This is a genomic window from Paenibacillus sp. UNC217MF (genome assembly GCF_000686865.1).
Taxonomy (GTDB): Bacteria; Bacillota; Bacilli; order Paenibacillales; family Paenibacillaceae; genus Paenibacillus_B; species Paenibacillus_B suaedae.
In genome coordinates this window covers 284,768-305,141 of sequence record NZ_KK366028.1, presented here as the reverse complement: position 1 = coordinate 305,141, position 20,374 = coordinate 284,768, and the positions used below count along the sequence as shown (strand labels likewise).

The 20,374-nt window shown below is 48.2% G+C and carries 18 protein-coding genes and 1 pseudogene; 1 reads left to right on the top strand and 18 read right to left on the bottom strand.

Annotation, left to right across the window (positions count from 1 at the left end):
* Nucleotides 1–57: 57 nt before the first annotated feature.
* The 3 genes from BP95_RS0123020 to BP95_RS0123010 form a co-directional block, all read right to left on the bottom strand.
* Nucleotides 58–1,992 carry a M48 family metallopeptidase gene (locus BP95_RS0123020; protein WP_028533346.1) on the bottom strand — a complete coding sequence of 645 codons (1,935 nt, stop codon included), beginning with the start codon at nt 1,990–1,992 and terminating at the stop codon, nt 58–60.
* A 67-nt stretch (nt 1,993–2,059) separates the two neighbouring features.
* Nucleotides 2,060–2,350 (bottom strand): hypothetical protein, encoded by a 291-nt coding sequence (locus BP95_RS0123015; RefSeq protein WP_021257301.1) that lies wholly within the window; start codon nt 2,348–2,350, stop codon nt 2,060–2,062.
* 40 nt (nt 2,351–2,390) lie between these two features.
* A complete protein-coding gene (locus BP95_RS0123010; protein ID WP_028533344.1) occupies nt 2,391–3,647 on the bottom strand; it encodes a Tle-like phospholipase domain-containing protein in 1,257 nt (418 codons plus the stop codon).
* Between the two features lie 78 nt (nt 3,648–3,725).
* Between BP95_RS0123010 and BP95_RS31215 the strand changes: the two genes are divergently transcribed.
* Nucleotides 3,726–4,043 (top strand): hypothetical protein, encoded by a 318-nt coding sequence (locus BP95_RS31215; protein WP_036667514.1) that lies wholly within the window; start codon nt 3,726–3,728, stop codon nt 4,041–4,043.
* Between the two features lie 92 nt (nt 4,044–4,135).
* Here the strand turns inward: BP95_RS31215 and BP95_RS31210 are convergent, their stop codons facing one another.
* The 15 genes and pseudogenes from BP95_RS31210 to BP95_RS34105 all read right to left on the bottom strand — a co-directional run.
* Nucleotides 4,136–4,777 carry a hypothetical protein gene (locus BP95_RS31210; RefSeq protein ID WP_231515179.1) on the bottom strand — a complete coding sequence of 214 codons (642 nt, stop codon included), beginning with the start codon at nt 4,775–4,777 and terminating at the stop codon, nt 4,136–4,138.
* A 311-nt stretch (nt 4,778–5,088) separates the two neighbouring features.
* Nucleotides 5,089–6,165, bottom strand: a complete 1,077-nt coding sequence (locus tag BP95_RS0122995; protein WP_021257309.1) for a LacI family DNA-binding transcriptional regulator — start codon at nt 6,163–6,165, stop codon at nt 5,089–5,091.
* 121 nt (nt 6,166–6,286) lie between these two features.
* Nucleotides 6,287–9,361, bottom strand: a complete 3,075-nt coding sequence (gene ebgA, locus BP95_RS0122990) for a beta-galactosidase subunit alpha (RefSeq protein ID WP_090514421.1) — start codon at nt 9,359–9,361, stop codon at nt 6,287–6,289.
* A gap of 326 nt (nt 9,362–9,687) precedes the next feature.
* Complete coding sequence (locus tag BP95_RS0122985) at nt 9,688–10,263, bottom strand: putative ABC transporter permease (RefSeq protein WP_028533342.1); 576 nt, start codon at nt 10,261–10,263, stop codon at nt 9,688–9,690.
* A gap of 93 nt (nt 10,264–10,356) precedes the next feature.
* Nucleotides 10,357–11,010, bottom strand: coding sequence for a hypothetical protein (locus tag BP95_RS31205; RefSeq protein ID WP_051614175.1), 654 nt, complete (start codon nt 11,008–11,010; stop codon nt 10,357–10,359).
* Between the two features lie 268 nt (nt 11,011–11,278).
* Nucleotides 11,279–12,379: an AI-2E family transporter gene (locus tag BP95_RS0122975; protein ID WP_021257313.1), complete on the bottom strand. Its 1,101-nt coding sequence runs from the start codon at nt 12,377–12,379 to the stop codon at nt 11,279–11,281.
* Between the two features lie 129 nt (nt 12,380–12,508).
* Nucleotides 12,509–12,907, bottom strand: coding sequence for a DoxX family protein (locus BP95_RS0122970; RefSeq protein WP_021257314.1), 399 nt, complete (start codon nt 12,905–12,907; stop codon nt 12,509–12,511).
* A gap of 98 nt (nt 12,908–13,005) precedes the next feature.
* A complete protein-coding gene (locus BP95_RS0122965; RefSeq protein WP_028533341.1) occupies nt 13,006–13,854 on the bottom strand; it encodes a M56 family metallopeptidase in 849 nt (282 codons plus the stop codon).
* 3 nt (nt 13,855–13,857) lie between these two features.
* On the bottom strand, nt 13,858–14,271 hold the full coding sequence (locus BP95_RS0122960; protein WP_021257316.1) for a BlaI/MecI/CopY family transcriptional regulator: 414 nt from the start codon (nt 14,269–14,271) through the stop codon (nt 13,858–13,860).
* Between the two features lie 77 nt (nt 14,272–14,348).
* The gene (cls, locus tag BP95_RS0122955) at nt 14,349–15,800 is read right to left on the bottom strand and encodes a cardiolipin synthase (RefSeq protein WP_021257317.1); all 1,452 of its coding nucleotides are present in this window, start codon (nt 15,798–15,800) and stop codon (nt 14,349–14,351) included.
* Nucleotides 15,801–15,874: 74 nt separating this feature from the next.
* Nucleotides 15,875–17,140, bottom strand: coding sequence for a GerAB/ArcD/ProY family transporter (locus BP95_RS31200; protein WP_021257318.1), 1,266 nt, complete (start codon nt 17,138–17,140; stop codon nt 15,875–15,877).
* Nucleotides 17,141–17,194: 54 nt separating this feature from the next.
* Entirely contained in the window at nt 17,195–17,413 is a 219-nt protein-coding gene (locus BP95_RS0122945) for a hypothetical protein (protein WP_021257319.1), read from the bottom strand.
* Nucleotides 17,414–17,418: 5 nt separating this feature from the next.
* On the bottom strand, nt 17,419–18,624 hold the full coding sequence (locus tag BP95_RS0122940; RefSeq protein WP_021257320.1) for a Ger(x)C family spore germination protein: 1,206 nt from the start codon (nt 18,622–18,624) through the stop codon (nt 17,419–17,421).
* 36 nt (nt 18,625–18,660) lie between these two features.
* Nucleotides 18,661–19,941, bottom strand: a pseudogene (locus BP95_RS31195) (spore germination protein); the annotation flags it as partial.
* Nucleotides 19,935–20,374: hypothetical protein (locus BP95_RS34105; RefSeq protein WP_231515178.1), on the bottom strand; the 440-nt coding region annotated here is incomplete at its 5' end. The gene BP95_RS34105 and the pseudogene BP95_RS31195, both read right to left, overlap by 7 nt.

The window sequence follows — 20,374 nt, the reverse complement described above, 5'->3', positions numbered from 1 at the left end:
CGAGTTACTGCTCAGCAAGCTGCTTTCTTTGTTAGGATATAAGGGATATAAACAGCATCAACCGACTTCTTGCTCGCCTATATGACTTACATGATAAATATACGACCCAGGAATTGATTTCATCTGTTCGATCACACCATGATAGGTAGCGTAATCGATCATGTACACATAGGCCCCTGGTAAATCCAGTTCTTCCGCACATTTGTCCGTAAATTCGGAGAGCCACTCTGCCTCTTGGCCAGCAGCCTCCTGCGGTACGTCAACAACTACCCCATATAGGTACACTCCATATTGATCAGGGAAATGCTCCAATTTCTTCTGAACCAGATACGCTTCTTGGATGATAGGGATAGAAGCAAGCTTCTCTCTGGTATCCTTCAGCTCTTGCTCACTCAGCCCATGATGGATATAGGTGTTGTCCTGAAAGGTTAGATGCGTACGTTCCTCAATCGCATCCTTGTTCTCTTCCATCCAATCCATCGCGCGTTCCGCATAAGAATCAGCTTCCTCATATCGCCCCATGTGAACCAGATAATTGTAGATCCACCGGCACATCTGATTCGTCCGGAACATATCCAGCTTCATCACTCGTTCAAGCAGATGAATTCCGCCTTCATCTAAATACTGCAAGCGGATGCGCCCTTCTTCTTGCAGTGGCTCAATCTGATCCACATACTCCTCATTAATACGTTCTAGAAGAGGAAGAGCTTCTTCGCCGCCATACAGCAATTCCGTTGTATGCGCATAACGGCACCCCTGCTCGAAGCTCAGCTTGCCTTGCTGCTGAAGCTCTTGCTTCAGCTCTTCATGCTCCGCCCGTACCGGCGCATATTCGTGGTGTCGCTCTTGCCAGCTTGTTGCAATTTGTGCAATCCAGCGGTTGTCCACTTCTTCCAGCAGCACCTTGTACAAGCTGCCTAGAAAATATTCTGCCGCCGTAGAGCCGCTTAATGGTTCCCAAGAAGGAACATGAGGCGCCTCAGAAGACTGCTGAATCGCCTGCAGCCGATCCGACAAGGACGGGTGCGTGTCCGTCAGTCCCGTTCGTTCAGCTAGTGCCGCCTGCCCCCATTGCCGCACCGTACGTTCTGGAAGGCCCTCTTGCAAGAAACGTTCCAACGAAACGTAAATACGAGGAGGTTCCGATACGCGCTGTGCAGCCCGATACTGCTTCGGCCAAAATACTTCCGACAAATAAGCGCCTAACACATGGACCTTATACAGGGAGGAGACCGTTACTTCAGCGCCAGCCAGCTGCACTGAGGCGCGGTCTGCACTATATTCGTTCGCCCGCCGCAGTACGAATGTATATGCGGAGTAGTAAGGATAGAACTTGTTAAAGAATTTCTTGAACAACCCTGTACCGAACTGATTTTTCTCCTCCAGCTTCCCTACAATCGTTCCCCATGTCTTCACGACCCGGTATACCCAGCCTGAGAACCGGCTGTCACCGCCAGACAAATGGCCAAGCTCATGCGCGATTGTCGAACGGAACTCTTCTGGCGTAGAGGCCATCATGTAAGGCAATCCAACAATCAATATATTTTTGTGCCAACCAAACATACCTAAGCGAGGATGCTGCAGCATCGCAGCATTGAATTGTTCATCTACGATGATGCTGTCCACGCGAGGGGCCTTTAATTCACGCGCCATTCGATCGACCTCTGCATACAGTTCCGGCACTTCCGAACGCAACAATACGCGCCCTTCCGGCTGCTCGAAGCGAACCCATAATGAACGTAGAATAATAAGCGCAAGCGGAATAAGAATAATGAATAGCTTTACTTCACCCGCATTGACTCGTCCAGTGGAGATGGAATACCAGATGAGACCGCCTACTAAACCAAGCAGAATTGCTAAAATGAGATAAATATAGCTGAATCCAAGCACTGTTAATCCAAGTACGCGCAGCTTGTATCCTTGCGGAGAGCGCTTCGCGGACTTCTCTAGACGTTCGATGAGAGCTGCGAACTTCTCGTAATCGACTTCCATTCTGTTATGCACCTGCTTCTTATGTAGTCATACATACGATATCTATCATGCTGCTTCCTTCAACCCTTCACATCCAGCGTACTGAAGCCGCAGACTGATCCGCACGTTCCATATCCTGAATATACCGGAGCAGCTCTTGCTGACGCTCCGTCAAGAGGCGCCTTCGCATGACAAGCTCTGATTGGAATTTGCTTAACCGCTGCTTCATCTCATCAGCAGAGATACCAACCCAATCCTGAAGCCTCGCAAGCTGCTGCTGAACATACTGCTCATTGCGCTCTAGCAGTTCTGCTAACTGACCAATCTGCTTGTGCGCTTGGCGCAAATCATTCAATTCGACCAGGATACGGTCGTTCATCATATTCCCTCCTTTGCTTCTCGACCTTCCATTCATTTCATTAAGCCAAATCAGCTGCCTTGAACTCATTGGCCTTGCGATCAATATAGCCTGCAAGCTCCTGCACTGCAGTCGCATACCATTCCGTCATCTGCGTAAGTTCTTGCGTGGTGTTCTCTGCTATCGATACGATGCGCTTGCTCTGACTCGTATGAATCAACTTCGTAATACTGCCAACTACCGAGCCCGCCTGATCATGGAATTGTCCAACATGCTGCTCTAGCGTTCGCGCAACACTGCTGAGCTCTTCGGGGCGAAGCGCAATCAGCTTGCCTCCACCTAGTCCCTCCATGGCCGCGCTTAACGCAGCTTGAACGAGCCCCCCGCCTAATGACATCCCCGCAAGAAGAACGGAATCTCCTTCAAGCAGCGCACGCGGCGAAATCGTCAATTTTTCCCCTGTCGCCCGATTGATCAGCTCATTCTTGATATCGCCATCCTTATTGAACTTGTATTGATCCAAGGAATGAAAATTTTTATCGCCGGATATGGTATCAATAAACCGTTTAATCCGTCCCTTAATACCCTTGTATTCGCTATTCGCGGTCTTAAAATCTTCGCCAAGATAATACGTTGAGCCAACATGGCTATCATACTCTTTGAGCGGTCCCGCTCCTATCGAATCGCTCGGGTGCACATAATTGATAATTTTGTCGTCAAACTCTCCATTTTTGGCCTTTTCCGCTAATTTGTCAGGCAGCAGATTCGTTACGCTTGGTGCACTGTACGTTACCGCACCAACACTATTTTTAGCGCCAGCATACTGCGCCAAGCCGCCGCCAAGGGAGTGTCCGGTCAACGTAACCTCATATTCGGGATACTCCTCCTTCACCTGCCTCACGAGCACATCAGCTTGCCGGAACTGATTATGCTTGTAGTCATGTATATCTTGCTCCATATTTTTCCTCGGGTCTAGGTACGAGAGAATTATATTTTCCCTGGAACTGAATCGTTCCTCCAAATCCTTCGCCTTGCCGAGAACAACATCATTTAAATCCGTCTTGAAATCAGGTAGTGAACGATCAAGGCTTGATGACCCTTCTGTACCTCGAAATCCAACAACTACTTGCTTCGTATCCTTATTGCGGAACACGACTGCATCGAATCCAGATTCAGAATCATGCAGCATCGTGCCCTTCGGCTCAACAACCTCCCACGAGCCACTTGCGCCATCATATGCGCCAGGTGGAACCTTATCATAAGCTGAACTGGACATTTTCCAATAATCTTCATCTGATATGCGTGTTTTTTGGGCCATAGGATTCTCCTGTCTTTTCATTTTTTGGTATCTATCATACAATATTATAAAAATACTTCCTGTAGGAGTGAAGACGTTATGCAAAAAAATGTCCGCTATACAGGTTTTTTGATTCTCATTTTTGCAATCTTAATAGGATGTGAAGCCGCTATGAACCCTGAACAAAAGCAAGCAGCTGTTCAACAAGCAATGGCAACAGGAACTGAATATTTTAAGGACAAATACGGTTTGGAGACGGAATGGACAGAGCATCAATTCCAGCCTGAGCATGCCTCCAGTCACATTGCGTTATACGGGCATGTCAAGGATAAGCCTGAGGACAACATTTACATTCTTATCAATTACAAGACGTTCGAAGTGATCAGTTCGGTGCACCCGAAGGAAGAAATTTCATAAAACTAAAAAAGTAGATTCATCTTGAATCTACCTGAACCGATGCACAAAGAACCCTCATCATGAGGGTTCTTCCCTTATCAGTAAGCTCATATTTACAACGCCACAGACATGCCGCCCCATTCCAATTCCTCTTGGTAAACAGGCTGTACCAGATTGCGCAGGTCACCCTTATATACAAGTTCCAGCATCTCGGAGCTGCGGAAATCATCGGGCTCTACAGCTGCCGCAGGCTTACCGACGACGTTCAGGCCGCATTCCTCGAATAGCGAAGCGACGAATTGAGAACAGAAAAATGCCTTCTCCCGCTCAACCTGCAGCTTGAATGGAATGCCTAGCACACCAAGCAAGTTATACGAATATTTAGCTTCATTGAACATCATGGTGATGATGCGGGCACGAATCATATGGTATTGCGCAGCATTCACCATACAACGGTACATGGCGCATATCGTCGGCTTACCGTCAGCACGCAGTAGATCACGCTCTACCTCTTCACGCATGAAGCCTGCTGTTAACGGAATTCGGGAAGGCTTCTGTCCGAAGCTATATACTTCCCGCAATGCCGGATCGAAGGCAACGGATACGTGATTTAGCGGTGCCTTGGTGTACATTCGAATGAGTTTAGAAAACAGTGTTCCTGTATCGGTCAGTACAATATAAATCGGATACCTCTTCGCATCACCCTGTCCTGTGCCCTTACCCGCATTGATTATGCTGTCCATCCATTCAGCCATGCTACATTCGCCCCTATCGCTCTCTGTATTGCTGCTACTTCCATTTTAGATATTGAACATATACCCCGACACGTGCTGGCGACGGGTTCTGAACTGGACTTTCGTCGGGTGATCACATCCAACCTGCTTTTTTCCTCTCAGATTCTTAAGCAGCAGCCACTCATTAATAGCGGCTCCTCCCACACTGTATGGCCAGCCATTTTATTATTCGTGCATATGAATTCCTAGATCCCTCCATGTACACAAAAGGAGCCCAATTCCTAAGAATTGGACTCCTTCACCATTCCGAATGTTCCATTGTGTTCTACATCTTAACGCAGTCTGGCAGCTGGCCCGCAGCTCTCCCGCACGATCAGCTCTGTTGGTATCATAACCTTCTTGCCAATGATCCGCTGCTTCTCCAGCCGCTCCATCATGAGCTCCAGCGCCGTATCCCCGATACAGTCACTATGCAGTCTTACTGTGGTAAGCGCAGGGGTCATGAATTGAGCAACCGCAATATCATTGAAGCCAACCACACTAATATCCTCCGGCACTCGCAAGCCACGCTCCTGTATGGCTCGAATCGCACCGATCGCCATAGAGTCATTCGCCGCAAGGACGGCGGTACAGCCGCGTACAGATGCAATTAGCTCCTTCGTCAAACGGTAGCCATCTTCGGCTGAGAAGGTTCCGACACGCACCAAGGATGAATCAAAGATTCCCGCTTCCTTCATCCACCTCTCGTAGGCGACCTCGCGCCGATCCGCTGTCGAGGCTCCGTCCAGCACGTCTCTTCCGCCTACATACGCAATACGCTCATGTCCTAATGCACGAATATGCACCAGTGCCTGCTCTACAGCATCATGCAGATCGACCGTCACAATATCCGATTTGCGATCCCAAGGGACATCATCCACATATACGATTGGAGAAGAGGAGAGCTGGAGTTCATGCAGCTGACCTGACCCAATCGGTCCAACCACGATGAACCCCGATGCAGCAGAAGCAGGAAGGGAGCGTTCTCCCTTCTTGCCTACCTCTACAAGCTGCACGCCTCTCTCCCGAGCTGCTTCTTCTATCGCAAGCCGCACCGTTAAATAATACGGATCATTCAGCTCCTCACTCTTGTCATAGGTCATGACAACTCCGATCGTGTTCTGACTCGCCCTAATTTGCACAGGAGCAGGCGGTTCCGCTATCGGTACGGGCATCGAAGGCTCCGGCGCAGCCATCTCCATCGTCCGCTTCTTCCGCTTGTACTTGTTATAGCCGAGCTCTTCAGTCGTTTCCATAATGCGGCGCCGCGTCTCGTCTGATACCGACAATGTCTCATCGAAGTTCAGCACGCGAGACACCGTGGATATCGACACACCAGCCCGCTCCGCAATTTGTTTCAGGGTAGCCATTTCGCCCTCCAATCGTGATGCGTCGCCAGCAATCCGTCATTCCGTTATTCCGTCATTCTTTCATTTCCTTACGATTGTACTGTATTCTTGCCCAAAAGCATAGAGGAAAGCCTCGCGATTGCTAGTTGCGGCGCAGCGTTTCCTTCGCCTTCATCACATCTGAGATTTCCTTATTCGAATATACAGACAGCTTCAGATTCAGCTCGAACGGCTCAAATCCACTGCGATATTGACTCAGCTGGCGCTGTCCGCAGGAATTCGAGCCTAGACCGTTCTGCTTCGCATCGAGATGCAGCACAATGTAATCCCGCTTCTTCAAATCAACCGTATGCTTGGCAGCATCCAAATCCTTAACTTCATAATAAGAAGCACTGAAGTCCATCTTCGGATACGCAACTGCCATGATCCCTACCCCATAACGATCCGCCAAGCGAACCCAGCGGCAGTCCGTATGATTGCCATTTTCCTGTGGATGCACGTAATTCGTGAACATTTCATCCACCGTCCGCTCATAGACTCCGAACTGATTTGCCTGCTTGGAATCTACATACGACTCCCCAGGGCCTCTGCCATACCATTTTCCATTCTCACAAGCAGCACGTACACGAAGTTCCACACCAACGCGCGGAATCATCTCCGGCGCCTGCTCCTTCACGCCACCCGGCTCGCCGCTCACATCGAGCAGCACATCGCCATTCGGGTAGATGCGATAATCATAACGGGAACGGTAATGCCAAGCGGCGTTCGTCGTTCCATTCAAGACAGACACCGTCACACGGACAACATTGCCTTCCTGTGCATAGGTGACACCTTCTATAATTTCATGCATCAAATGCATAAATGTCTTAGTTCGGTAATCATCCACGACATACATATCATTATCGATCGGTGCGCGCCAGAACTGCAGCTTCGGGCCCTCTTCCACAACCGTAGTGCCATGATGTGTCCATGAGGTCATGCGGCCCTTGACTGTATCGAAGCGAATGCTGAATTCTTCCCCGCGGACGATGAGCTCACAGTGTCCCTCTTCCATCGTAAGCGTGCCGCTCGGCTCGATGTACAGCATCTCAGCGGCAATTGGCAGGAGGAATTGCGCCGTCGCCAATTCATGTCCTGCTTGTGCCCAGGCGCAATCACTCTTCAATGCATAAGAAAGATTCACATAGTAGTCCGTTCCCGGTTCAGGTGAGAAATCGAGCGAGTACCCCAGCTCCACTTCCTTGCATGTACGCGCAGCGATGCCAGTAATGTCCGCTTCGCCTGTCTGCAAAATGCAGTCATCCTTCACAATCGAGTAGCGAAGTGCCAATTGATCTAGCGATGCAAAATCGTACTTGTTGCTGACACGGATCAAGCCGCGCTGCAAATCAACCTCATGCGTATGAACAGGCTCAATGACCTTCTTATATTCCTGCAATCCCGGTGAAGGGGTACGATCAGGCATGACAAGTCCGTCAATACAGAAGGCTCCATTCGTCGGATCGTCACCGAAGTCTCCGCCATAACGGTAATAGACGCGGCCCTGCTCATCGATCGTCTGGATGCCATGATCACACCATTCCCAGACGAATCCGCCTTGCAGCTTATCATGTGCGTAGAATAGATCTTGATACTCCTGCATATTGCCTGGGCCATTGCCCATTGCATGAGCATATTCGCACAAAATGTGCGGCTTTGCAGAGTTCTCAATAATATACTGCATCGTCTTCCGCTCCGGATGATCCAGCCACGTATACATCGTCGAATATACGTCCGCAATATCCGTATCTCTGTCCCCTTCATAATGAACGAGGCGTGTCGGATCCATTTCCTTCGCACGGAGACCCATCGCTCTGAAGTTGCGGCCATAGCCTGATTCGTTGCCAAGCGACCACATGATAATACAAGGATGATTCTTATCCCGCTCAATCATGCGCTCAATACGATCGACGTATGCTTTCTCCCATGCCGGATCATCCGTAATCCAATTAAAGTTGTCTGTCAGCTCGAAGCCGTGGCACTCCAGATCCGTCTCATCGATCACATACATACCATACACATTGCACAGCTCATATAAGCAAGGCGAATTCGGATAATGCGCCGTACGGATCGCATTAATATTGTGCTGCTTCATGAGGCGAATATCCTTCTCGATATCATCGCGCGATACAACACGTCCTGTAATCGGATGCGCATCATGGCGGTTGACACCCTTCAGCTTGATGGCAATCCCATTGACGGTGAATGTGTCCCCCTTCAATTCAACAGCACGGAAACCCACCTGCTGTGGAATGACCTCAATGACCTCATCCCCGTCTGTTAAGGTGAAGAGAAGGGTATATAAGTACGGCGTCTCCGCACTCCATAACTTCGGAGCCGCAATTGGGACAGCAGTCGCGATGCGTTCGCCCGCAGGCATATCGCCGCAGGCTACCCGTTGTCCAACTGCATCAAGCAGCTCGTAAGACAGCGTGTGTCCCTGCTTCGCACCACGAATATCTGCGCTCAGGCGCAGGATCGCATTCGTAAAAGTAGAATCCAGTTCTGTGACCACTGTAAAGTCTTCAATCCCCGCAAGCGGCTGGGCATACAATTCGACATCACGGAATATACCGCTAAGCCACCACATGTCCTGATCTTCAATGTACGTTCCATCCGACCATTGATACACGCGGACACACACTTCATTCTGCCCTGCTTCTACATAGCTTGTAATATCAAATTCACTCAGCAGTCTTGCACCCTTGCTGTAACCGACTTCCTGCCCGTTCACCCATACATGGAATGCGGAATCAACGCCATGGAATCGCAAAATCACCTGCTGATTGTTCAGCCATTGCGGGCTAATCGCAAAGCTGCGCTTATATATTCCTGTCGGGTTGTCTGTCGGCACATAAGGCGGATTAATCGGGAAGTTGTACCATAGATCCGAGTAATGCATATTGCCATAACCCTCAAGCTGCCAGTTGCTCGGCACCGTAATATCGTCCCAGTTCGAGCAATCAAATGATGGCCGCTCGAATCCCGGCGGCGAATACTCAGGCGCTTCCAAATAAGCGAACTTCCATGTACCATTCAAGCTCTTCCATTGATGCGCATACTTCGGCTCGTCTAGCAAGGCTAGTTGTCGATTCGGATAGGAGCGAAAGTACGCTCTCCCTTTCATACGGTTACAATTTGTAACACCCACATTTTCCCACTGCTTCATCACACGCATAGTACGGCCTCCTGCCACGGGGATTCCTCACACGAACGATATCCATTTCCATCCGTCTCACCATTCGTTCCGTCTGAGATGTTGGATGAATCACATCTTCACTTTCTAATAAAATTTTACCTGAGCTTAGTAAAATTCACAATCGTTTTAGTAAAATAATTTACTGATCATTTATTTTTTTACTAACCATCACACGGTGTTAGTAAAACTTTTAGTAAATACATGTTTTCCCTTTAAAATGGGTAATAACAACAAAAAGAAGAGCGGAGACGTTTTGTCTCCGCTCTCGCAACCTTGATTTTACTATTATTTTACCTAAATTTTACTCAACTTCGACTGTCTGCCATCGACTTTCCTTCACGTCTTCGCGACCATACGGTCCACGCCATGTCCACCCAGAAATAAATGACGAACATCGGGCATACCATATTCCAGATTGCTGAAATTTGCACGTAGCCAGCCTCTAGCAAGGGATGCAGTCCGTACACAACCGCTAGCGATAAAAACATCCAGCATAGTGAAAAGGAGAGACAAACATGGCCTTGAAGCTGTATCCGATATGAAGAATAGTCCCACCATTTGCGATAAAATACCTTCTCCAGCATTAAGCCGCTCACATATTCAACAGACGTCGGAATGACGAAGCTCAGCAGCAGAATGAGGATCCAATTGCCACCTTTTTCGACATAAGGTAGCAAGAGAAGGGGAGCAACTCCATACATAGGTTTGAATGGCCCTTGCAGGAAGCCCTCCTTCCAGAAACGGCCCGTTGTTAACTTACTGTATATGTTCTCAAGCAGCCACCCTCCGAACGAGTAGACCATAAAATAAAAAACGGCAGCCAATGCATCATTGGCTGCTGCTCCTGTAACTTGCAGCGGAACTGGCACATGTGCCACCATAACGCATAACCTCCTTATGCCTGCATCAGCGGCATATCTCAAGCTACACGTAGTATGGTTGTATTCCGCACCACATATTCCCTGTTGTCTCGATTATTCAACGATAATAAGGCTAGCGTGCGACTGTCCTGGAAGGGAGAAAGTCATTGCCAGAGAGTGGAAGGCCTTCACTTTCTGCCCTTCCTTCAAATCCGCCAATTTCAAAGCTACACCTTGCTTGTCCATAATGTATGTTTCTTTCGAGATATTCAAAACGACGTCATTATTAATATTGCCATCATTATCAACATCGACATGAACACGACCATTCACATCGCCATCTGTTTTTGTTACTGTCAGCACTTTGCCTTCCTTAACCACTGTTTCACCTTTAACAACGATTTTTTCGGCACCAACCGTACCCGGGAATGTCATTAACATAATTGGTCCATACTGAACCTCTACAACTGCGCCTTCTTTCAAGGCTTCCTTGCTGAGCGTCTGTCCCTTCTCGTTCACGATAACCGTGTTGTCTTGTACATTAATATGCAAATATTGTTGACCACGGAGAACAAATTTACTTCCGTTCCCCGACTCAATAATTCCTTGTGATGTCACATGTTCTTCTGGCAATGTCGAGCCCTCCTCTACAGGGTGAGACGATACGACATGACCTTGAATGGTCTCAGCAGCTACTGCTCCAGCGAATGGTACGCTAAGTACCGCCATAATTGATGCAATTGCCAAGCCTTTGTTCCATTTTTTCATTTTAAATTCCTCCTCTAATCTCATGTTGTTAGGGCACACCTATGTACCTACTTCTTGATGCCTTACGATTATTCGGTTTGTCTTCATAGACGGAGGAAGTATGCATAATGTTGCATAAAAAATAATTTGAATATGTATTCAATCCTATATGTGTCTTGCTTATGTCCAGTCCTGCCCTTACTAGCTTTACCGCTAGCATATAAAAAGGTGCCAGAGGGAGAGCACACGATCCCCCTTTGGCACCTTATTCCTTATTATCTGTTCGTTCCTACTGCTCACCAATACGACGTTGAATAAATGAATCTACCGCCGTCTTAAGCACTGCAACAACTGGGACGGCAATGAACATGCCCAAAATACCGAACATAGCGCCTCCAATAATAATCGCAAAGATAATCCAAATGGGACCTATGCCCACTTTATTACCTACAATTTTCGGACCGATATAATAACCGTCGAACTGTTGGACAATGAAAATAAACAACGTAATCCATAGCGTCTGTTCTGGTGATACGAACAACGTAATGATACCGACGAACAACATCCCCATAAATGGACCGAAGTACGGGATCACATTCGTTACGGCCACAAGCAAAGCGGACAACAGCGCATATGGCGCTTGAATAATAAGGAGTCCAATGAATACGATACTGCCTACGACCGTTGCATCCAAAATGACCCCTACAAAATATTGCGAGAAAATTATATCCATTTTTCTCACGAAATCAATGACGCCTTCAGCCCGTTCCTTCTTAAGCAGGCCATGTAAAGTGCGCTTCGCGCCTGTCCCAATCTTCTCCTTGTCCTTCAACAAATAGATCGAGACGATAAAACCGATAACGAGATTCAACAGCGCAGACGTAAAGGTAAACAAGCTGGACAGCAAATTATTCAGCATCAGCTTCAAGAAGTCACTAATTTGACTGGAGACGGAGCTGAAATGCTCGCTAATGCTGCTCGAGATTCCGGATTGAATGAACCATTCCTTACTCATGACATTGGCCTGCAGCCATATCTTCGTACTCTCCATATAGATCGGCATATCTGCCAGCAATGTGCTTACACTCTCAATCACCCGCGGTGTAATAACCGTAATCAGCAGTACAATAATGCCGAAAAACAAGGTATACACGGCTATAATACTAACGAATCGCTTCGATTTTGTCCTAGCTAGCAGCCTCTTCTCCAATAGATTGACAAGTGGGCGAAGAAGGTAGGCAATAAAACAAGCGATAAAAAACGGTGTAAGCATAGACAATAAGGCTACAACTCCACTAAGCACATAAGCAATATTGTCGATGAGCTTGTACACTATCACTGCAATGGTGAATAGCCCCAAGTAGCGCAGTGTTCTTCGATTCTTAAGCATGGCATCCCCCTGATTGCTAATTCGTACACGTATAACTTAGTATAGCGATTTTCTCAAGAAATGAAATAAATATGAAAAAAGCATTTTCTCATCGACATCATCGATGAGAAAATGCTTCTTATTTCGGTCTTATTGAGCTGCCTTGCTGCGACGGAACAATACGCGATCAAGCGAGTAGTCCGCCCCTCCGCTTACTACTAAGTACAACGACATGGCTGCAAGCGCAATATCCAATTCATAGCCGCCTACGAAGCCCATTTGCAGCTTCACCGTGAAGATAGCCATAAGCATAATGACGGTAAACGCCGCCCCAATCCATCTTGTACCCAGACCAACGATGAGCAGAAGGCCTCCAATCAATTCAACAGCCGCGACAACGTATCCCATGAATCCCGGAATACCCAGACTTTCGAAGAAGCCTGCTGTATTGTCGAGACCCCCTTGGAACTTCTCTAGGCCGTGAATGAAGAAAATAATCCCTAACGCAAGCCTGATGAACAATGTACCTAATCCTTGATTTACTGACATAATAAAACGCCTCCTATTTAACATAATATGTGTTAGTATGGTTAATTCATGAATCTTCAATTAAAACTACACATTGTAGTGTAAAACTCTAAAAAAAATTAAGGCATAGCAGCAAAGAACAATAAACATAATGCAAGCAATACTTGCAGCGACACAATAGCCGGCGTAAACGGCAGCTTCATCGGAATATCTGTATCTGGCTCCAACAGCTGACGAATCCGGTAATTAATCGATGTATCTGCGAATGAGACATACGCAAATGGCATGCGCGGTGCCTTGCCTTGCTTCAACATCTTGAGCAGTGCGCTTCCTAAGTGTGCCGATGTTCCGAGACGTCCAATGGCGTAATGATCGGCCAGCACTTCACGGATGATGTTATACTGCTGCTTCGACCATCTCATAATTGGCATATACCACATGACCGAAGCGAGAAGAGACATAATGAACATCCGCAATGGATCTCGGTGCATCTGATGGAAAGCCTCATGATGGACAACAGCTTCCAGCTCATCGTCATCAAGCAGTTCCATTAAGCCGGTCGATACGACCACGATTGGCAACCATAGCCCCATCGTGAACGCGATCGGGGAAGCATGCTCGACAATCATCATTCGCTGCTTGCCTTCATAGAACCGACTATTCATCTGAAGCGTCAGCTCCTGACTGCGATACGCATGCAGCTTCCAGTATGCTTTGCGAGACAGCCACATCTGCTGGATGAACAGGATCAGCACGCTAATAAGCGTACAGAACACATAGGCATCAAGCACGTACACGAACTTGGACAATCCGTAGTTCTGCATGAGCGTGGAGCACGCCTCGACGAGATTGAAGTGCAGTTCCCATCCGGCAAGCACCTTCATCGCATATAGTACCATTTGACAGAACAACACGGCTGCAATTAGAAGCATCGAACTGAAAATGAACGTAGATCGATTTTTCCACATTGTCTATTTATCCTTTTTCAATTGCTTGATTTTTTGTTCCAATTTGTCCAGCAGCCCCTCATCTACATCCTCCAAGGCATCCAGCATGTGATTCACGACAAGCGGACCGAATTCATCCATCAGCTCATGCGTTAATTCCTTGGACTGCGTATCGAGGAAGGCATCCCGACACAATACTGGTCGGAATAAGGAAGAACGCCCCTCCGTGCGCTTGACCAGGACTCCCTTATCCACGAGTCGGTTCATGACCGTCATGACGGTGTTGAAGTTGACGCACTTCTCTGCCTCAAGCTTCTTCTGCACGTCCTTAATCGTCATTTCAGAACCTTCCCACAGGACAGACATAACCTTGGCCTCCAGCGGCCCGAAGAACCGGTTCAATCCACTCTCGTGGAATTTGAAGTTATGAATTTTCATCGTGGAATTCCTCCCACTACAAATTGTAGTGTGATCGCAACTCGATGTCAAGTATGTCCATAATTAGGTATTACACATTATAATATCGGCGACACCAGACGTGCGATGGATTCTACAAATCGGTGACGGATTGACCGCTTCTGGTACGTATCCCAATTTAACGCGATAGACTCCTTCATATCCTGCTCGAACAACTTGTCGAGCTCTCCCGCTACCGCTTTGTCATAGAGGAAGGCATTAACTTCGAAGTTCAAGCTGAAGCTGCGATGATCCAGATTCGCCGTACCAACCGTAGCAGCCCATCCATCTACAACCATCGTCTTGGCATGCAGGAAACCCTTCTCATACCAATAGCACTTGGCACCAGCACGAAGCAATTCACCAAGATACGCATTTGATGCCCATTGTACCAACTGACTGTCCCCCTTCTTCGGAATCATGATGCGTACATCAACCCCAGATTGTACGGCAACCTTTAACGCGATGAGCACACTATCATCTGGCACGAGATACGGTGTCTGCACAGAGATGCGATCCTTGGCTTCAAATATTAGCTTAAGCAGTCCATTTCGGATTTGTTGCTTATCTGAATCCGGCCCACTGGCGACAATTTGGACAGCGGTAGTCCCAGTGTGAACGGGTGCAGGGAAGTAATGCTCATTAAAGGCAAGATACTGTTCAGACGCAATGGACCAATCGAGCAGGAATTGCCCTTGAAGCCGATGAACAGCCCCTCCTTGCAGCTCAAGATGAGTATCACGCCAATGTCCAATCTTCGGATCGAGTCCGACGTACTCATCACCGATATTAAATCCGCCAACAAACCCAACCTTACCATCCATAACCGCGATTTTTCGGTGATTGCGATAGTTGACACGCAAATTAAGATAAGGGATCCGCGATGGGAAGAAGCGGTATACTTCTCCACCTGCTTCACGCAGAGCTGCAAGATCCCTATCCTTCAAGGCAGGCGATCCAATATCGTCATACAGCAGCCTTACCTCGACACCATTCGCAGCGCGCTCCGTCAATGCGTCAATGATTCTGCGTCCGGTCGAATCCCCAGCAAGCTTGTAATACAGCAAATGGACATGATCTTCAGCATTTTGAATTCGATCAACTAGCCGATCCATCATCTCGTCCCCGTCTGCAATGACATTCACCTTGTTGTCCTGTGTTAAAGGAGAGTAGCTGCTTACCAAGTTCATATAAATAAGCGGTTCATAGTATTTCACGCCATCATCCTGATATTCGAAGGTTCCCTCCCGAATTCGCCGCACTTGAGCTGCAATTTCATCTCGAACAAGACGTTCATTCCGAGGCTTGATTCGATAGACCTTCCGTCGAGCCAGATTCTGACCGAACAAAATATAGAATAGGAATCCGATGAATGGGAGCAGCAAGAGGAGCATTAACCATGCCCACGTTCCCCCTACATTGCGTCTCTCTAGAAAAATAACGATTGCCGCAAATAATAAATTAATTATCGGTATCCATATCGCCGCCAGCTCCAATAGATGTGTCCACATAGATAAGCCGCTCCTGTTCCTTAAGATGACTCCATTGTACCATGAGAGAGGTGCATGCTCAGTCATTCATGTACTTAGCGTTCAGGAGGAGATGTTCGTCCACTGCTTGGCCGAAGAGCAGTAGGAGCATCATCCATGGGCACATCACTTCCGCCTCCTTTATCAATGAAGGTGGATCCGTTCTCAATCGCAGCCCCTTGCTCTTTGCATGATTCATTCTGAGGAGCACTCTCTTCTTGCTGTGTCTTCGCCTGAGCGTTGGATCGGTACGTATCAACTAACAGCAGGAGCAAGGGCAGGACAAGCCCGGGCAGAAGCGCATAGGTCGCCCAATGATCGAGCAGCTTGCTAAGATAGGGAGAATTCGGGATGAATAAGATCGACCAGCTGACCGTGATCATCCCTAGCGGAATGATGAGGAAGCGGTGTTCAGCTAGCTTCAAGGATTGGGCGAGGCCTACCGCAGTCGCATACAGAAGCAGCGCCATTCGGAAGTAGGTCGTCAAAAACCAAATGACCGCCATTACCGCCTCGATCCGCTCCAAAAAATTACCGATGCTGATTTTTTTGGCCAGCGCATAGGTCGGATACATATGCCGTGCCGTACTATCGGCTCCAAGGGTCAATATAGACAATAACGTTGTAATGATCAGGAACGCCCCGCCAATTATGCATCCCCACAGTAAAGCATTTGCCACTTTGCCTTGGTTCTTAACTGAAGGAAGAATCAGCAGCAAGATTGCCATGTCGAGGAAAGGAAAGCTAAAGAAGGTCAATCCCCCGCGAATGACCGGCACAAAGCCACGTTCGAGAACCGGCAAGAACTGCTTCACTTCAACTTGCGGCATTACAAACAAAATAAAGCAAATAAATAGAAGCAGTACCCATGGGAAAAATATCTCAGCTCCTCGCGCAAACACTTCAATTCCAAGATAGGCACCGAAAATGATGATGAACATAAAAACAATATGAGTCGCCACAGCCGGTGTCTCCGGCATAATCTGCATCGTTATGAAATCGCCGATATCCCGCAGGGTAAGCGCCGCTGTGGTAAGTGCAAATCCGATAATGAAGCAAAGCGAAGCTGCCTTGCCGAGCACCTTGCCAAGGATCAACTCACAATATTCTGCTATCGATTGTCCCGGGTATCTTCGGCATAGGGCGGAGTACAGGGGGACGACGAGCAGGCCAAGACCTAAGGATAATAGAGCGGATAGCCATCCATCCTGCCGGGCTTCTTCCGCTAGGCTCGATGGGATAATCAAAATCGCACTTCCGATAATAAATAGTGCCGTCAAGATTGTCAGCTGACGAATACTTATGATGGATTGATCCTTCATCCGCCCTATCACCTCCTTGATGCAGCATCTCACTAGCTTGCTTGTCGTTATTTACTACAGAAATCGCCTCAAAGGCTTAAACACCATCATGATCCAATCCATAGGATTCGGTATCCTCATTTTCATCCCAAGGATGATACCAAACCCAGCAGCGATGAGCAGCATGATCAGCAGCACCCAGCGTTCCTTGGATAATTGCTGCCGCTTCATACGAGAGGATTCAGACAGGAAGGTGATCGCCGCGATTACAATTGAGCCAATACTGATCCACATCTCCCCTACTCCTTCACGTCATGCAAGAATGAGTTGCCAATTGTCCCTGTCCGTACGATCTTCAGATCCACTTGAATGTTGACAGGTAGCTCCTTGAACAGTTCCGACCACCGTTCCTTATGCTGATTCCAGTAACCCGGGTATGCCCGGTGGACAGCTTCGCCGAATCCGAATATATCTGCACCTACTGCCTGCGCTCGCTGCAGTGATTTGGTTGAATGGCTAATCATCACTTGTTCTGCCGCCTGCTCCAATTGATGTAAGGTAGACTGCTGGCTAGTATCCATTTCGCATTCAACATCCGCAACATTAGCCTCTGTTCGTATGAAGACGTTGATTTCTGGTCGATTATTCGTAACCTTTGCCTTCACCTTGGTCTTGGAATGAATAACCTCCACCCCCGCCTTCCCCCCAGACTTGCAGGGAATTTGAACATAGGTGTTCTGCAAATTATCGGTCAGGTTGCTGTATCCCTTGCTCTCCACCTCGTTCATCCATCCCATGAGCTTGTCGCCCTTGAAGATAGCTATGCCTGAATACTTTAATAGCGCCTGAGTCTCGATTAGCTCTACATTCTTCTTCTTTTTCCCTGCCTCACGGTCCCCTTGAATCAATATACCTGTCAGCACTGCATCCTTCCCGTAACTGGTCATATTCGTTATCAAATCATCCAACCGAACACCAACCGTCGGTGCCCATGTCTTATCCGACACCTCTAGCGACTTATACATTTTATTGGCAGGTATTTTATCGAGCGGCGTATAGAAGTTCAATATATCCCTCGCCGTAGTCCCCTTAGCAACCACGAGATAAAAATCAGTACGCAGCTCTTGATCACGCGATAAGAAATCAAGCGGCTTGCTGATGCCCTCGCGCGCCATTTCTTCTCCAAAAACAAAAATTCGCAGATGCGAGAAATACACCTTGCGAGGTGTAATCGTGGTCATGCGTCGTATCGCTTGGAACACCGTACTTCCCTTTGCGCTATACAGCGTTACAGGCGCTCTGTCGCCGCTAGGCTTGCGTGCCGACACCCCGCTTGGATCCACAACCTGTACAAATACCTCATACTGTCCATTGTCCGCTTTATCAATTCCCATTCCTACCGCAATGGCCAAATCATTCATCTCACGCCGATTCCAACAGCCGGAGACGAGCAGACCAAGCAGCAGAAGTAACAAGCAGCTGAGGAGAACGGATCTCCGCTTCATGACTGACGCCCCCCTTTTTTTCACTTGATGGTGTTGTTATTTTGTTGGCTTGGGCTTAGCTTGTTCCGGAGGCTGCTGCCGATTCTTATTGTTCGGGCTCATATAGCTTGGTCTTGTCCGCATTGCCCACTGCGGGAGCCGAAAGATTGTGTCTTTCTGATCTTTGATAATGATGGGTGCCAGCGGACTCATATAAGGGACACCAAAGGAGCGCAGGCTGCACAAGTGGAGCACAATGGCGACCAGACCGATGCATACCCCGAACAGCCCAAAAGATGCAGCGAGCAGCATGAGTGGAAAGCGAAGCATACGGAACGCATTTGACATGCTGTATGCAGGAAATACGAAGCTGCAAATCGCCGTCGTCGACACAACGATGACCATCGCAGCAGAGACGATACCCGCATCGACCGCAGCTTGTCCAATGACGAGCGTTCCCACAACTGACACTGCTGGCCCAATCATTCTTGGCATTCGGATTCCAGCTTCCCGAAGCAGCTCGAATAGAATCTCCATCATAATCGCCTCGATGACAGCAGGGAAAGGGATCCCTTCCCGCTGTGCCGCCAAGCTGATCAGCAGCTGCGTTGGAAGCATCTCCTGGTGGAATGTCGTAATTGCAACATATAGTGATGGCCCTAACAGTGCGATGAAGATACCGATATAGCGAAGGATACGAACTAGACTGCTAATATCTGAACGGAAGAAGTAATCCTCAGCCGCATGGAGGAAAGATACGAATAGCGCAGGAACTACAAGCACGGACGGTGTGCCATCTACGAGAATCGCAATCTTCCCTTCCAGCAGCTCTGCTGCAATGACATCTGGGCGTTCTGTATTGTACACGGTTGGGAAGGGCGTGAACGTCTTGTCCTGAATCAATTCTTCGATGTATCCACTCTCCAGAATGCCGTCAATATCGATTCGAGCCATACGGTCTCGTACCTCTTGTACGACCTTGTCATTGGCGATCCCTTGAATGAACATAATTGCGACATTCGTTTGTGTGAGACGACCGAACGACTTCGTCTCCACGCGTAAATCCTGATGCTTGATCCTTCTCCGAACCAGTGATGTATTCGTTCGTAGTGTCTCAGAGAACGCCTCACGAGAACCTCGAACAGATGGTTCTGTTGTTGCCTCTACTACACCGCGATCCTTCCATCCCTGTGTGCAGGCCGACAACCCCGTTGTATAACCATCCAGGAGCAATACTGTATTGCCAGACAGCACCCCTTGGAATACATCGTCGAAGCAGGTAACAGGCTCAATTTTCCCCACTGCAAGCACTCGCTCTTGCAATAGATTAATCATATCTGAAGACCCACCCGCCCCAGGCTGCGTGCCTTGTTGCGAACCTTGTTGCGCACCCTGTTGCAAACCTTGTTGCGAACCTTGTTGTGTTCCTTGTTGTGAGTCTTGTTGCATGCCTTGTTGCGGGCCTTGCTGCGCACCCTGTTGCCAGCATTGTTGCGGGTCTTGTTGCATGCCTTGTTGCGTACCTTGCTGTGTGCCTTGTTGCGTACCTTGTTGCATACCTTGTTGCGTGCCTTGTTGTGAACCTTGTTGCGAACCTTGTTGCATGCCTTGTTGCATACCTTGTTGCGTGCCTTGTTGTGAACCTTGTTGCGAACCTTGTTGCATGCCTTGTTGCATACCTTGTTGCGTGCCTTGTTGTATGCCCTGTTGCGTGCCTTGTTGCGTGCCTTGTTGCGAACCTTGTTGCGTGCCTTGTTGTGAACCTTGTTGC

Coding starts and splice junctions, on each gene's coding strand:
- BP95_RS0122975 (WP_021257313.1), bottom strand. CDS start 12,379: ATGCTTAAGAATCGAAGAACACTGCGCTACTTGGGGCTATTCACCATT.
- cls (WP_021257317.1), bottom strand. CDS start 15,800: ATGTGGACACATCTATTGGAGCTGGCGGCGATATGGATACCGATAATT.
- BP95_RS31200 (WP_021257318.1), bottom strand. CDS start 17,140: ATGAAGGATCAATCCATCATAAGTATTCGTCAGCTGACAATCTTGACG.
- BP95_RS0123020 (WP_028533346.1), bottom strand. CDS start 1,992: ATGGAAGTCGATTACGAGAAGTTCGCAGCTCTCATCGAACGTCTAGAG.
- BP95_RS0122965 (WP_028533341.1), bottom strand. CDS start 13,854: ATGTGGAAAAATCGATCTACGTTCATTTTCAGTTCGATGCTTCTAATT.
- BP95_RS0122985 (WP_028533342.1), bottom strand. CDS start 10,263: ATGGTGGCACATGTGCCAGTTCCGCTGCAAGTTACAGGAGCAGCAGCC.
- BP95_RS0123010 (WP_028533344.1), bottom strand. CDS start 3,647: ATGGCCCAAAAAACACGCATATCAGATGAAGATTATTGGAAAATGTCC.
- BP95_RS31215 (WP_036667514.1), top strand. CDS start 3,726: ATGCAAAAAAATGTCCGCTATACAGGTTTTTTGATTCTCATTTTTGCA.
- BP95_RS0122995 (WP_021257309.1), bottom strand. CDS start 6,165: ATGGCTACCCTGAAACAAATTGCGGAGCGGGCTGGTGTGTCGATATCC.
- BP95_RS31210 (WP_231515179.1), bottom strand. CDS start 4,777: ATGGCTGAATGGATGGACAGCATAATCAATGCGGGTAAGGGCACAGGA.
- BP95_RS31205 (WP_051614175.1), bottom strand. CDS start 11,010: ATGAAAAAATGGAACAAAGGCTTGGCAATTGCATCAATTATGGCGGTA.
- BP95_RS0122970 (WP_021257314.1), bottom strand. CDS start 12,907: ATGTCAGTAAATCAAGGATTAGGTACATTGTTCATCAGGCTTGCGTTA.
- BP95_RS0122940 (WP_021257320.1), bottom strand. CDS start 18,624: ATGAAGCGGAGATCCGTTCTCCTCAGCTGCTTGTTACTTCTGCTGCTT.
- BP95_RS0123015 (WP_021257301.1), bottom strand. CDS start 2,350: ATGAACGACCGTATCCTGGTCGAATTGAATGATTTGCGCCAAGCGCAC.
- ebgA (WP_090514421.1), bottom strand. CDS start 9,361: ATGCGTGTGATGAAGCAGTGGGAAAATGTGGGTGTTACAAATTGTAAC.
- BP95_RS0122960 (WP_021257316.1), bottom strand. CDS start 14,271: ATGAAAATTCATAACTTCAAATTCCACGAGAGTGGATTGAACCGGTTC.
- BP95_RS0122945 (WP_021257319.1), bottom strand. CDS start 17,413: ATGTGGATCAGTATTGGCTCAATTGTAATCGCGGCGATCACCTTCCTG.